Origin of the sequence: Mycoplasma sp. 1578d (assembly GCF_024582695.1) — a bacterium.
Taxonomy (GTDB): Bacteria; Bacillota_I; Bacilli_A; order Mycoplasmatales; family Metamycoplasmataceae; genus Mycoplasmopsis.
Window position 1 is genome coordinate 684,950 of sequence record NZ_CP102081.1, and the last position, 14,526, is coordinate 699,475.

12 protein-coding genes are annotated in these 14,526 nt (G+C 27.2%); 3 read left to right on the top strand and 9 right to left on the bottom strand.

Going from position 1 to position 14,526, the window contains the following annotated elements; all coding sequences use genetic code 4:
- Positions 1-2: 2 nt before the first annotated feature.
- Genes NPA11_RS02765 through mip form a run of 3 tightly spaced genes read right to left on the bottom strand, consistent with a single transcriptional unit; the run spans position 3 to position 5,913 of the window.
- Positions 3-1,439: an MSC_0624 family F1-like ATPase-associated membrane protein gene (locus NPA11_RS02765; protein ID WP_257043367.1), complete on the bottom strand. Its 1,437-nt coding sequence runs from the start codon at positions 1,437-1,439 to the stop codon at positions 3-5.
- Entirely contained in the window at positions 1,420-3,531 is a 2,112-nt protein-coding gene (locus NPA11_RS02770) for a putative immunoglobulin-blocking virulence protein (protein WP_257043369.1), read from the bottom strand. Before NPA11_RS02770 ends, NPA11_RS02765 begins: the two co-directional genes overlap by 20 nt.
- 12 nt (positions 3,532-3,543) lie before the next feature.
- Positions 3,544-5,913: an Ig-specific serine endopeptidase MIP gene (mip, locus tag NPA11_RS02775; protein ID WP_257043370.1), complete on the bottom strand. Its 2,370-nt coding sequence runs from the start codon at positions 5,911-5,913 to the stop codon at positions 3,544-3,546.
- A gap of 144 nt (positions 5,914-6,057) precedes the next feature.
- Here mip and prfA point away from each other — a divergent pair, with 144 nt between their 5' ends.
- On the top strand, positions 6,058-7,134 hold the full coding sequence (gene prfA / locus NPA11_RS02780) for a peptide chain release factor 1 (RefSeq protein WP_257043371.1): 1,077 nt from the start codon (positions 6,058-6,060) through the stop codon (positions 7,132-7,134).
- A gap of 2 nt (positions 7,135-7,136) precedes the next feature.
- Positions 7,137-7,862 (top strand): peptide chain release factor N(5)-glutamine methyltransferase, encoded by a 726-nt coding sequence (gene prmC / locus NPA11_RS02785; protein WP_257043372.1) that lies wholly within the window; start codon positions 7,137-7,139, stop codon positions 7,860-7,862.
- A 22-nt stretch (positions 7,863-7,884) separates the two neighbouring features.
- Here prmC and NPA11_RS02790 read toward each other — a convergent pair whose 3' ends face one another.
- The 3 genes from NPA11_RS02790 to NPA11_RS02800 form a co-directional block, all read right to left on the bottom strand.
- Positions 7,885-9,246 (bottom strand): hypothetical protein, encoded by a 1,362-nt coding sequence (locus tag NPA11_RS02790; RefSeq protein ID WP_257043374.1) that lies wholly within the window; start codon positions 9,244-9,246, stop codon positions 7,885-7,887.
- Between the two features lie 145 nt (positions 9,247-9,391).
- Entirely contained in the window at positions 9,392-9,673 is a 282-nt protein-coding gene (locus NPA11_RS02795; protein ID WP_257043376.1) for a hypothetical protein, read from the bottom strand.
- 229 nt (positions 9,674-9,902) lie between these two features.
- Positions 9,903-10,067 carry a hypothetical protein gene (locus NPA11_RS02800; RefSeq protein WP_257043377.1) on the bottom strand — a complete coding sequence of 55 codons (165 nt, stop codon included), beginning with the start codon at positions 10,065-10,067 and terminating at the stop codon, positions 9,903-9,905.
- A gap of 478 nt (positions 10,068-10,545) precedes the next feature.
- Here NPA11_RS02800 and NPA11_RS02805 point away from each other — a divergent pair, with 478 nt between their 5' ends.
- The gene (locus tag NPA11_RS02805) at positions 10,546-10,704 is read left to right on the top strand and encodes a hypothetical protein (protein ID WP_257043378.1); all 159 of its coding nucleotides are present in this window, start codon (positions 10,546-10,548) and stop codon (positions 10,702-10,704) included.
- A gap of 92 nt (positions 10,705-10,796) precedes the next feature.
- Here the strand turns inward: NPA11_RS02805 and NPA11_RS02810 are convergent, their stop codons facing one another.
- The 3 genes from NPA11_RS02810 to NPA11_RS02820 form a co-directional block, all read right to left on the bottom strand.
- Positions 10,797-12,203, bottom strand: coding sequence for a hypothetical protein (locus NPA11_RS02810; RefSeq protein WP_257043379.1), 1,407 nt, complete (start codon positions 12,201-12,203; stop codon positions 10,797-10,799).
- Positions 12,204-12,371: 168 nt separating this feature from the next.
- Positions 12,372-12,926: a hypothetical protein gene (locus NPA11_RS02815; protein ID WP_257043380.1), complete on the bottom strand. Its 555-nt coding sequence runs from the start codon at positions 12,924-12,926 to the stop codon at positions 12,372-12,374.
- A 229-nt stretch (positions 12,927-13,155) separates the two neighbouring features.
- Positions 13,156-14,460 carry a hypothetical protein gene (locus NPA11_RS02820; protein ID WP_257043381.1) on the bottom strand — a complete coding sequence of 435 codons (1,305 nt, stop codon included), beginning with the start codon at positions 14,458-14,460 and terminating at the stop codon, positions 13,156-13,158.
- Positions 14,461-14,526 lie beyond the last annotated feature (66 nt).

The following is a 14,526-nucleotide window of genomic DNA, read 5'->3' on the forward strand; positions in this document are numbered from 1 at the left end:
ATTTACTCCTTGTGTCCTTTAATTAATTTCAAATTAAGTAATGTGAATATTAATAAAAATACTTTTTTAGATGATTTACGTATTATTTCAACAAATAATAGTGCTGATGCAGCTATGGAAATTCGAGCCGAATAAATAAAATCTGAGCTTGAATATATTAATGAATTGTTTTGAAAATTAATCGAAGTGTATTCAAAACAATTCAGCACTGAAGCAATTGTTAATAAAGATAAAACAATTGAATAAGCAATTAATGTTGTTTTTTCAAGGTAATATTTCTTCTGTACAATAAAGATAATACTAATTAAAATTGTGGTTAGAATAATTAAATTACTAAATTGTTGGGTATAAAAATTCACTTTTAGTAAATTCAATATGCTCATTAGCGATAAAATCACCAAAGTAGAATTAATTGCTAAAATAATAGAATTTTTCTTTGAAATTTTAAATATTTTTTCAAAATAAAGTTTAATCAAGATTATTAAAGTTAATATTCCAATAAATAGAATTCCCAGAATAATTAGATAAATATAATCAAGTTGTTGAATAAAGGTGATTGAAGCTTTAGAAGAGTTTTTACTGGTGATAGTTAAATAAATAGCTAAGATAAAAATTCCAATTAGAATAGCAAAAGCAAATGCTAGAATACTTGTGATTTTATTTTTTCAAGCAATTAAGCTTTCTTTTTGAGCTTGAATATTTAAAAATTTGAGCATAATAATCGAAATAATAAAGAGTGTGATTAAGAAAATGAATACAAAATAAAGTCCTGGGGTTTTTGACTTAATCCCATCTAAATAATTAATTACATCATTATTAAAATATAATGCATCATTAGTTGGGGTTTTTGACACAAATAAATAAAGTACAAAGATAAAGGTTCCGGCTAAAATAAGTTTAAAAACATATTCCAATGTGCTTAAAACAATGTGCTTAGAAATGTTGATTAAATGCTTAGACCTAAAGACTAAAACATGAATTTGATACCCAATTGAAATCAATAAATATCAAAAAATTACCAGTGATTTATAAAACAAGTCAATAGGTTTAGATGTCACTTGGTGCGGCATAAATCCATAAATCCCTGCACACACAATTGCTAAAGTTAAGTAATTAACATATCAAGCAATATAATGTTTAAATTTAAGATTATTGTTACTTAAAACCATAAATGATTTAAATAAACTAGCCAGAGCAATAATGGTTAAGATAACAAAAGTGCCAAGGGCTAAGAAATTATATGACTTATTAGTAATTGTTTCGCTATTAAAAATATTAGATCAATGTAAAACAAAGCGTGGACTACTTAATTGAATCGAAAAAGACAAAACAAAAAAAGAAAACAACACAAAAGTTGCAATAAAAGAGCTTAACTTTAGGATGTTTTCTTTGCTAAAATCAAACCAAAGGTGAACCTTCTTAGTCAAAACTAATTTCACTATTTCCTCCTTCAGGATTGAAATTATTTGGTTTCACAACGGCACGTTTACCAAATGTTGTAAACGCTTGTGAACGGTTTAAAGTATTGGCCACTTCTTGTGTGTCCACATAAATTGTTTGGAAATTATCTTTTCCTGCTTCAATTAATCCGTACAGATCCCTACCAAAATTATTTGAAATAGTTGTTCCTTTTAAATACAAAGTAGTAACTGGTGTAGGAGATTTAAAATACAATTTAGCTCTCTCAAGACCCTTAACAATTAGGGCTTGTCATTGTTGTTGTGATAAAGTGGTTAGATCTGCCGTGAAAATATTTGAAGAGTTATATAAAGTTAACTCTTTAAATACTTTCCCATAAAGATTCATTCCTTTTAAACTTCTAATTGAAGGAACATTAGAAAAATCTAATTTAAGTGGTCAAGATCCTGGGCCAAATGACCCTTGAAAGACTCTTTCGTCTTTTCTAGTATCAAAAACCATTTTGAGACCTTGGTTAATTGTGTTTAAATTATCTTCCACATCAAATTTGAGTCTATCAAAAATAATTGACCCATTATGTTTATTACTTGGATCATAATCACGACTTATATATTTAACTCCTTGAAGTGAATTTGGATTGATTGATCAATCATTATCAAGAGCTCCAGCTGGAGTATATAATTCTAATTCATCTATATGTTTATTCTTAAGAGCTTTAAGCGCAGTTGTATCATGGGCAGCGAAAAATAGAGTTAATTTTTTTACTGAATCTGGAATTTGACTTAAAATGTGTTCAAATTTTTGTGTTTTATCAATTTTACCCATATTTTTAATCACAATTGCATCAATTCGTTGAGAAGGATCTTTTTCAACAGCTTTAATGAAATCAAGAAATTTCGAATATCCTGCTTGATTAGTCGCGTCTAATTGAACTAAAATTTTAGGTTTACCATCATAACCTTGTTTAGCAAAATCAGATTCAGGTTCAAATTTTAGAACCTTAATTCCTTCATTTTCGGTAATTCCATATTTAGTAAATGCTGGTGTATCATAACTTTTCTTTCATCCAGCATAGTTATTATTTTCGATGTCATCTGGTGTTCTTTGTCATTCAGAATCGTATTTAAAGAATCTTCTTTTGTTATCAGCAATTTGTTTGTTTCTAACAGGGTTTTTTGATTTATCTGCATATCCTCAAACAATCCCGCCAATTTCTGTAGGATTTAAAGAAATCACTGGAATCATTCCTTTATCAAGTTCTGATGCAAGATCTTTTTTAATTGATTCGAATTGATATTTAAATCAATAGCTGGTGTTAATATTATCTGTACGTCAAAAACCTAAAATATCTCCAATACCATTTTCTTTAGATTCTTTAAGTTTTTGTTCAAGATCTTTACCGTCATTTTGAATTAAATAAAAGTATTGATCATATCATTCTTCAGAAAAATTTGCAGGTTTTCCTGTAGTTGCTAATTGATATTGGTTTATTGCATCTTTGAATTCTTTTTTAGTTTTTGCGTCAAATTGACTAGGTAAATTTTGACCGATTTTATATAAAGTATTAACTGCATTTGTAATTAATGCTTTTTGACTTGCATCAATATTACCATTTACGCTTGGTTTAATATTTTTAAAATCTATATCTGGTGCCGCATTAGGATCAACAGCCGCACCTTCGTCTACATTAAGAACTTTTATTGGCTTTGGTTGCGGTATTGGCTTTGGTTGCGGTATTGGCTTTGGTTGCGGTATTGGCTTTGGTTGCGGTATTGGCTTTGGTTGCGGTATTGGCTTTGTCTCTGTAATTTTGACTGGCTCTGGTTGTGGTTGAATTTCAGGTTTTATAACCTTTTCTGGTTCTGGAACCTTTTCTTTAACTTTTTCGAGTTTTTTGAGATTATTATCTTTATTTGAAGCTTGTGCTAAATTTGTTTGAGCAGCATTGTCAATTAAAGTTGAGTCAATATTTCTACTTGTTATATAAATATCACTTGAACTATTTTTATTAATAGCTGAATAAATTCCGCCTGCTGCAACTATACTAAGAATTCCGATTGCAGTAAAAGGAGATATATTTAAGAGAATTTTCGTTTTTTTAGCTTTAATCACGGCTACCTCCTATTAATTGTTGAATTTATATTCGCTAGGAATATGAGCTTCATCTGTTCCATTAGGGAATAAATATGTTTTAGCGTCTTTGTTATAATCGTGTAATGCCTGACGATATGAAGTACGTTGGTTTTTGCCTCCGCCATAAATTAAATCATATTGTTCTAATTTATATGAACCGTAAAATCCTGAATAATCAATTCCTTCGCTTCTAAATGCTTGAACTAGTGAAGTTAATGAGTTTCCTAATTCATCACCTGTAGCAAAATTAATTCCAACGATTTGATTATCCATTGTTCTAACGCTAGAACCTGAAGCTCCGGTAAGTGGTTGTCAGGAAGCTAATGTATATCCAAGACCATAGTTAATGTATGATTTTCCTTGATATTTAGATTTTGTATCTTTAAAGTATGGCATTGAGAATGGTTCATTTTTAGCAGCAGTAATTATTGGAGCAGTGATGGTATAGTCACTAATTCCTGGTTTTGATAAAAAGTTTCTTAACCCAAAGGCTTTTGAAAATCCTGAACCATAATCTTTTGTTGTAACTTTACCTGCCACAGCAAATTCAGATCGAGTATAAATTGGCTTATTAACTCAAATACTTTGTGTTCATTTAAGAGCATCAACAAATTCTTTTGGTTTATAAGCTGTGTCAATTTGATTATCAGTTGCAGAGTTAGGGAAACCTAAAGCTAGTAAATTAACCGAACTTTTTGGTATTTTTACTTTTTTATTTTCCTGGGTAGTTACTTCTACTTGTTCACTGTTATTTTTATCCCAATCCTTATATAAAGAATTTGTAGCGAATTTGAATTTACGTGAAGCATCTCAATTTGCAAAATCTGAAGTTGCTTTTTTGGCTAATTCTGAGGCCGAATTAACAGTAATCTCTTTGTTTTCTTTTCTCGATCAGTATTTATAAGGACTATTGTCACGAGAAGTAAAATCAACTTCTAAAACAGCAAAATCAGCTAATTCTTCAGTATCTTTGTATGGTGAATCGCTTGGAAGATAATCTTTTGGACTAGAATTTAGAAAATCATTTGCTCCATAAACAATTTTTACTTGCTCAGGTTTTAAATAAAATACATCAACAGTAAACGCTTTATCATTAGTTAATAAATCCTGATCAATTGGTGTTTCTTCATTGAAGTGTTCAAGAGCAATGTTTTTAGTAGTACCTTTAAATTTACCTTTAAGCTTATCGCTTAATTGGTTGTATTCAATTCCATATTTATTATCAAATTCTTGAGCAACTTTGGCGTTTTCTTCCTTGAAAATTGGTACTTTAAGATCTTGTTGTTTTGCGATAAGATCATTATACTTTTTAACATCTGAAGATCTACCGTCTGTGTCGGCCTTGTTTTTTTCTATTTTTAAGCGATCAATTTCTTTATCAATTGTCGCAAGCTTTTCTCTAAATGGTTTGACAATTTCAGTGTATATTTTTTCTAATTCAGTTTTGCGTTTGATAGTATCGTCATATTCTTTTTTTTCCTCTGCTAAATTAGTAATATTTGAATAATTACTATCAACTGTTTGTTTTAACAATTGAGAAGCTACGTGTAAATTAGTTGCTAGATATCATTTGGTTGGATATCCACTTGAATCAAGCTGATAATCTAAAATTCAAGCAGTTCCTTTTTCAGAAAATCCATCATTTTGACTAATGAGATCATTCCCATCGTTAAATTTAATTGCATATGATTGCAAAGCGATATCTTTGTATTTTTGATTTGGTAAATATCTTGATAAACCACGATTATTTATAGCCGAATCTCAATATGCAGCTGAAAGTTTCTTAGAAATTGGATTTAAAAATAATTTATTGTCTTTGACGATTGAAAAGTTTCTTAATAATGCACTTTCATATTCAGGTTGATCTGCTTTAAGAGCTTTATCATCATATGCTTTCACTTGTGCTTGATCTTTAATTGGAGATTGTTGTGAAGTATACGAAAGATCACCAAGAGCGCCTTTAAGAGCTTTAGTGTATGCTTGTAAATCTACTTGATTTTTCTTTTCAGTAGAAAGTTTTTGATACTCATTGACAGAAATATCTGGTCTTCCTGGAATGGCTCCTTGAGGTCCGCGTGGAATTTCATTTGGCGAAGCGCCTCCTCCTCCTCCTCCTCCGATTTCAATTCCACCTAATTCACCTTCTTGAGCTTTACTTGGTGAAACTGGGTTTGTATTTGAAGGGGGGGTTAAATTATCTGAAGAACTTCCTCCGTTAGGATCTTTGGGGGTTTTATTTTTACCACCGTTGTCAATTCCTTCGTCAGTGCTAATTTTTGATTGAGCACAAGAAGAAACCAAAAGAACACTTGGATAAGTTAATACCAATAAAAAGGTATTTTTTCAAAATGTTTTTTTCATGTTAACCTGCTTTTAATACTGATTAATAATATTATATTCTTTTGAAAAAAAAAAAAAAAAAAGGAGTTAATTTTACCAACTGATAAAATGAGCATAAAATTAACTCAAAAGGATATTTTAAAGATTTGATAAAATAGAAATATTATGGAAAATACAATGTATAAATCACTGGTTCAAATTAAACAAAAACACAATGAATTAGAAGTCCAATTAACTAATCCGCAAATTGTAAGTAATATTAAAATGTATACACAAATTTCAAAGGAAATCAACTCAATTAAAGATATTGTCCAAGCCTTTGAGCAATATCTTCAAGCTGAAAATAATTTCAAAACAGCTAAAGAAATGTTAAATGAAAAAGATCCTGATTTGGTTAGTTTAGCTAAAGTTGAAATCAGCGAAGCTGAAAGTAAAATGTTTAAGCTTGAGCAAGAATTAAAAATTTTAATTCTTCCAAAAGATGAAAATGATAATCGGGATGTCATTGTTGAAATTCGTGGAGCTGCTGGTGGAGATGAAGCTAATATTTTTGCTGGTGATTTATTTAGAATGTATTCAAAATACTGTGCTTCAAACGATATGAAAGTAACTGTACTTGAAACTAATCCTTCAGATTCGGGTGGTTTTTCATTAATCACTTTTGCAGTAAGAGGGGATAAACCATATTCAAAGTTAAAATTTGAATCTGGTGCTCATAGAGTCCAAAGGGTTCCAACTACTGAAGCTAAAGGACGAATTCATACATCAACAGCAACAGTAACTGTCATGCCTGAAATTGATGATGATATTGAAATTGAAATTAAAAATGATGATTTAAGAATTGATGTGTTTCGTTCATCTGGTAATGGTGGTCAGTCAGTCAATACTACTGATTCAGCTGTACGTATTACCCATATTCCGACAAATATTGTTGTGTCTTGTCAAGATGGAAAGAGTCAAATTCTCAACAAAGAAACTGCCATGCGGATTTTAAAATCAAAACTTTATGATCTTGAACTCAAGAAAAAACAAGAAGAAGAATCAGCATATCGTAAACTAGCTGGTTCAGGTGCGCGAAGCGAAAAAGTTCGTACTTATAATTATCCTCAAGATCGCGTGACTGATCATCGAATTTCTTATTCTACATCACTAGGGCCAGTAATGGAAGGTAAATTAAATTCAATTATTGACGCTTTATTAACTGAAGAGCATAACGAAAAAATCAAAGAAGCTGGATTATAGTTATGCCAAGCAAAGCTGATTTATTGTTAGAAAAAAGAAGGTATGGTTTGTCTTTGGAAATAAGTGATCAAGAGCAAAAAATGCTCAATGCAGGTTTTCCAGTGCAAAAAATTATTGGTTATGTTGATTTAGCTAATGTACGAATTAATGTATCCAAAAATGTGCTCATTCCCCGTTATGAAACTGAAGAATTAGTTTTTCATGCATTAGATTTAATTAAAAAACACAATTTTCAAAATGTCTTGGATTTATGTGCTGGGAGCGGTTTTATTGGAATTGCTCTAAAGAAAAACAATGCTAATTTATCGGTAACTTGTGCAGATATTGATCCACAAGCAATTGAATCAACACAGGAAAATTGTGAATTAAACCAAGTTAATGTAAAAATTATTACTTCTGATTTATTCGAAAATATTAACTCGAAATTTGATTTAATTGTTTCTAATCCGCCATATTTATCAAGAAGCGAACTCATTAGCGATAGTGTATTAAAATTTGAACCACATCAGGCTTTATTTGCTAATGAAAATGGTTTATTTTTTTATAAAAAAATATTAAAGCAAGCTTTTGAATATTTAAACGATAAGGGAATGATTATCTTTGAAATCAATCCACTACATATAGATTTTTGAACACAAATCAAGCATGAATTTGATATTGAAATTTTAAAAGATCTTAGTGGTAAAAATCGTTTTGTAATTGTCAAGCAAAAAATCAGCTCTTTTTAAAGCTGATTTTTATTATCTTTTACTACTTATTAGATCCCATTGAAAAAGTTGCATAAATTAAAAGAATATCTTGCACTTTAAGAGTTAAATTTTTAGCTTTTGGAATGCTTATTCCTAATAATTTAAGCTGTGGGTCACTTTCGAGTGTACTAAAATCAATAATTACTTCATCTTTTAACGCAGGATCTTCATATCTTTTTAAAAGACCGCTGATAGTTTTAACTAATTTTGTTTCTTTAGTTGTATCAGTTTTTAATTTATCAATATTTTCTTTTAGCTTAGCAATTTTATTCTTAATTTCCTCTGGTTTAAGTGATTTTATTTTGACAACTAAATTAACAATATCATTTGAAAATGCACTGAATAATTGAACCGCTATTTTTTGAGTTTCAAAGTAAAAATTAGTTAATGATTCGTTTGTTATTTCTTTATTAGTTAACTTTTTGAAAAAATCAGATGATAATTCAGTAAATTTCTTGACGAATTGATCCAAAGAATCAATACTTTTTGCAAATGTTTCTCTTAAAGATTGTGGTAATAAATTTTTAAATAAATTTTCTGTATTACCAAATTGCTTAAGAATACTTAAATAAAATTGAACTTGAAAGCTATTTTTTTGTGCATAATTTGCCAATGAATCAACAACACTTTTTGAAATTGATTTATCTTTATTATTCAAGCTAATTATTTGAGCATAATCTGTTTGAGTTTTTGAACCTTCTTTTTGAATTTTATATTCAAGTACAAAATTATTATCTTTATCTAATTTAATAGGTAAAAATTGATCTTGTTTGCTCAAATCTAATTTAACCCAATTTTCTGCTTTATCTTGCACAAAGATTTGATCTTTATCTGTCCCTTTAATCAATTCGCCAATTTTAATTTTAAATAAATTGTTTAAAAAATTCAATTCTGAAATTCTTCTTAAATTTTCATTTTTTAAAAATGTGTTTAAAAACTCATTGTTTTTAAGAATATTAATGCTTTCATCATACTTATTAATTTTTAATTCTAGATCAATTGAATTTGATGTAGAATTTGGAACTAAAGATAATTTAGTTAAGGATTTATTTTTATATAAATCCTTAACAATCGCTAAAGGAATATCGCTTAACTGGAATAATCCTTTTGATAAATCAATGTAATTATCTTGAGTTTTTTGTGGAGTAGGTTTTCCAGATTGCTCAGTTACAGGTGTTGATACTTTGGTTTCTTCGTTATTTTTAACAAGTGTTTTTGGCTGTTCTTGTTTTGTATTATTTTCTACTGGTTTTGGTTCTTGTTTATGAACTACATTTTGATTGTTTGAGCAAGAAGCCGAAATTAAACTAAAAGCCCCAATAAATAAACCGCTATATAAAATTTTATTAATCTTTTTCTTCATTTATGCTCCTCAATTATTGCTTAATTATAGCAAAAAATATATTTAAAAACAAAGCCTTTTAATGATCAAATATTTATGAAATGAAATCAAATTACATTAATTGAACCAAGAAAATGTTAGTTATGAGTTTAAAGAATATTCATTTTTATTCTAACTCAAATTTTTTTAATTCATTTTGAATTTTTTCTTCAATATAAAGATGATAAAGTGGTGGAATGTAAAATAAAAGCATGTCTTTTGGAGTTATATTTATTGAATCGATATTTTTAGTTTTTAACTCAAATCATTTTTTGAACAAAGGAGAAAAAAAGTTATCTGATTTTAATTCATCAAGTATTTGATCTTTTGTTTGAGGATTATTATATTTTGATAAATAAGTTTCTACAAATGATAAAAATTGATCTGCTTTTTGTGAATTACCAAACATTTTTATTTTTTCAAAATATTCTCTTACTCATTCTATTTTGGATCTTATTTCTTCTTCTGTACTAAACTTTTTATTTACACTAATTATTTCAAAAATATCATCAATTCATGCATTAATTAAATTAGAAAAGTAATCTTTTATTTTAAAGTAAATTTTTGTTACATCAGAATTAGTTAATTTACCTTTTGATGAAAGATTTGCAAAATTAACTAAATAAGATATTAAATTATTAGTGTTTTTTTAAAAAGTTAAGAGTATATTTATAAAATTTCATTCATTTTTCTAAAAGAATATTGATTTTCTTTAAATCGGATAATTTATTAACAATTTGTTGAATTTGTATTAATCAATCATTGATTTCATGTTTATTTTGATTAATAAATTTTTTAATCAAATCAACAAATTGTGTCTTTAATTGTTCAGAATCCCTACCTGTTTAAATAGTTCTAATTTGACTTATTAATTTTTTAGAATTTTCATCTTGAATTCGATATTCTATAACTAAATTATTGTCCTTGTCTAATTTTACTGGTAGATATTGATCTTGTTTGCTCAAATCTAATTTAACCCATTGTCCTGATTTATCAAGGATAAATATTTTGTCTTTTTCTCTTAATTGGGCAATTTGTCCAATTTTAATATCATTTAAAATACTATAAGTACTAAATTTTGAAATTTGATTTGAAATTTTATTCTTAAAAAGTCAATTTAAAAATCTATTATTATCAAGATTTTTCTTTAATTGTTCTAAAAAATTAATTTTAATTTTTTAGAACAATTAAATTTGATGTCGTATTCGGTATTAAAACTAAATTATTTAAAAATCCAGTATCAAATAAGTCTTTAGCAATTTCTGATGGGAGTTGAATATTTTGAGCAATATTTTTGTCGAATTAATATACTCATTTGAAATTTGATTTTGAGATAAATTTGAAGTTGCTGAGCAAGAAACTGAAATTAAACTAAAAGGAATCATGAATAATCCATTGAGAAAAATTATTTTAAATATTTTCTTCATTTTTGCTCCTTAATAGACATTTAAAATCAAATAATGATACACAGATCGAAAGTTAGAGAGAAGTATATTTTTATCTCTGAATATAAATTAGCCTGAACAGAATTATTATTGAGCAGGCTTTTTATCTAATTCTTTTTGAGCATCGTCAATTTCTTTAGCTACTTTAACAAATGCTTCAATTATTTTTGAAAGATATAAAAGTTCATCTTGTGGTTTGATTTTCAATGCAATGACTTTTTCTTGGTTTACACCGAGTCATTTGCTTAATGAATCATTAACAGGTTTGTATAGTATGGATTCGCTAATTGCTTGATCTTTAATTTTAGAGTCATCATATTTTGTGATAAAGAATTCTACTGTGGTTAAAAATGATTGCACTTGTTTTAAAACTGAAGATTTTTTTAACTTATTAATATTATCTTTTAATTGAGCTATTTTGTCTTTTATTCCTTGCTCACCTATTGCTCTATTGTTTGTAACAATTTGAAAAACATCATTAATAGTTGCATCAATGATTTTAGTAAGGTAATTTTTAAACTCAAAATATAACTTTGATAATAAAGCATTGGTTAATTCTTTGCTTATAGCTTTGTTTTTAAATTCGGTTACTGTTGAAGTAAAATTAATTGTATCTTTTTGAAACACTTCAAGCAATTTGCTAAATGGACCCATTGTAGCAGTAAAGATAGGTTGAGCATTTAATGATTTTGCTAAGTACTCAAGATATTCTTTGATGGTTTTTAACTGTGCATTAATTAATGTTTGGTATTTATCAATATATTCACTGATTAAATTAGTCATTTCTTGAGTTAATTTATCAGATTCAGGTCCGGTTTTAATAGATTTAGTGTGGTTAATTGGATTGCTTGAATCGTTTGATTTAATTTGATATTCAATTACTAAATTATCATTTTTATCTAGTTTGACTGGTAAATATTGGTTTTGTTTTTTAAGGTCTAAAGGAACAAATTTTCCAGCTTTGTCTTGTACTAAGATTTGTTCTTTTTCAGTCCCTTGAACGAGTTCGCCTAATTTAATGGTTTTTAAATCTTTTAAAAAGTTTAATTTATCAATTTGACTTGTAAGATAATTGATAAAATTAGACTTTAGATTTTTATCACTTTGAATGTAGGTTTTAATTTGGTTAAAAAGCGAGCTCTCAACCATAATATCGATTGAATTTGAGCTAGAATTTGGAACTAAAGTTAATTTATTCAAAAAACCAGTGTCAAAGAAATCCTTAACAATCGCTGAAGGAACATTGCTCATTTGGATCATACTTTTTGATAAATCAATGTGATTATCTTTGGTTTTTTCTGGCTGAACTTGTGGTTGTGCGGGTTGCTCTGATTTTGGATTTGACGGTTTAGTTTCTTCATTATTTTTAACAGGTGTTTTTGGTTGTTCTTGTTTTTGAGATCCACTTTGATTGTTTGAACAAGCAAGCGAGATTGAACTAAAAATCCCTATTAATAATGTACTGTATAAAATTTTATTAATTTTTCTTTTCATGTAAAAATTCCTTAATTATTTTTTCTAAAAATTTTAAAAAGTGGTTATGAATATAACCTTTTGTATTTTCTCTTTTAATTATTTATAAATTTCTTAAGTAATTATTTTAAACCAAAATTGTTTATATTATCTTATTTTGGAATAAAAAGGTGTTTGAATGGGCAAGTTCTAAAATATAGGCATATCTCGGACTGTTATGTTTAATAAATTAAAATTTTGATTTATTAAACCAAGTCATTTTTGTAGCCAAGTAGAAAAATATCTTTTCTTGTGAATATTTTTGATGTTAATGATTTTTTGCTTTGAATTTTCGTTTTTAAGTCAACATTCAAAAGCTAAATTATTATCTTTATTTAATCAAACTGATAAATATTGGCCTTGTTTTTTAAGTTTTAATTTGTTCCATTGCTCTGATTTATCATGAACAAAGATATTATCTCTGTTGCTTAGTTGAATAAATTCACCAATTTTTTCACCATTTAAATCATTGACAAAATTTAATTTTTTAATTTGATTCAAAATTGAATCTAGCAGATTTAAAAAACCCGCTTGATATAAATTCTTGGTAATATTTGAAAAAATTTGAATAGTTTTAAGCAAACTTTTTGATAGATCAATGTGTTTTTTTAAAACATTTTGATCGTTTGCATAAAGACCTGAAATTAAATTAAAAGCACCAATGAATAATCTATTGTATAAAAATTTGTTGATTTTGATTTTCATTTGGGCTCCTTTTTATTTTTTAATTATTATAGCAAAAAAGCAGCTTAAAAGGAAATGATCCTAATTTAAAAATATATAAAAACAGCGTTTTGAGAACGCTGTTTATTTAATTAATGAAAGTAATGATCCAAAAGAGTAATTTCAAAATTCACTTTTGGATTCTATAGAGCTACAAATTGATTAAATAGCTTTTAATATTATTTTTTAATAAAACTCTTTGATATTTGAATTATGAGTTTATTGCCTTAGAGGTACTTTTAATTTTAAAAACCTCAAAAAATAATGACAAGAATGAGACAAGATCTTTGTTGGTTAATTTTAATGCATTAATTTTTTCTAAATCTAAACCAATTCAAGTTGCAAACGTTTTAAGTAAAACATCGTCATTTTTAATTTCGAAAAGAATTTGATCTTTAGTTTTTGGATCTTCATATTTACTTATAGATGATTCTATAAAATCACTAAGCAAGGTTAAAAATGGCAATGCTGTTAAAAAACCTTTTAAAAATGTGAGATTACTTTTCATTCGATCTACATCAGCTTTTACTTCTTCATCTGATTTCATTCTATTTTTCTTAACTAATTCAATAGTATCATCAACAAATGTATTAATGAATTTTGAGATTAATTTCTTTATGTCGAAATAAAGTTGTGAAATTGAACTATTGGTTAATTCTTTTTTAAGAACTTGATCAAATAATTCTTTAATTTTTTTAACTAATGGTTTGGCTTCTTTAATTGTTTCAATAGTATTTTTATATCCATCTTTTAACGATTGATCAACAAGTTGCGAAGTTAGTAAAAAGTTTGAAGCTGAATCTATGCCCATTTCGGCTTGATCTAAGAATTTTTTAACTTTATTTTCATTTTGTTTAGCATCTTTTTCTAATAAATCAGCAATTTCTTGTTTTAATTTTTCAGAATCTGAACTGGTTCTAATAGTTTTAGTATATTCAGTTGGTTTATCTGAACCTTCTTTTTGAATCTTATATTCAATAACAAAATTATTATCTTTATCTATAGTAACTGGTAAATATTGATTTTCTTTTGAAAAGTCTAATTTAACTCATTGGTTTGAACTATCTTTAACAAAGAAAATGTCTTTTTCATAAAATTCAAGGGCTTTATCTTTTTCTTTGCTTGAACGGATTTGACCTAATTTAACTTGATTGTTTTTCACTAATGTTAAAGCAATATTTAACCCAGGAGTTTTACTAAGTAATGGTTGTTTTGAAAGAGAATCTATCACCGATGATCCATAATCAAAAGGTCTAATATCAATTGAATTTGTACTTGAATTTGGAACTAATAATAATTTATTCAAAACACCAGTTGATGATAAGTCTTTGATAATCGAAGAAGGTATTTGGTTTAAATATAAAAGACTGTCTGATAAATCAATGTTATTCCCTTCAATTGGTCCTTGTGGAATTTGTTGTTGAGTAACTTTTCCAGTTTCGCATCCAACAGCAATTGAACCAAATGCTCCAATGAATAATCCACTGTATAAAATTTTGCTTAATCTTTTCTTCATTTTTCTCCTTAAATTATTTATCTGGATATTATAGCAAAAAATTAGATAAATTAAATTTACTTGAAA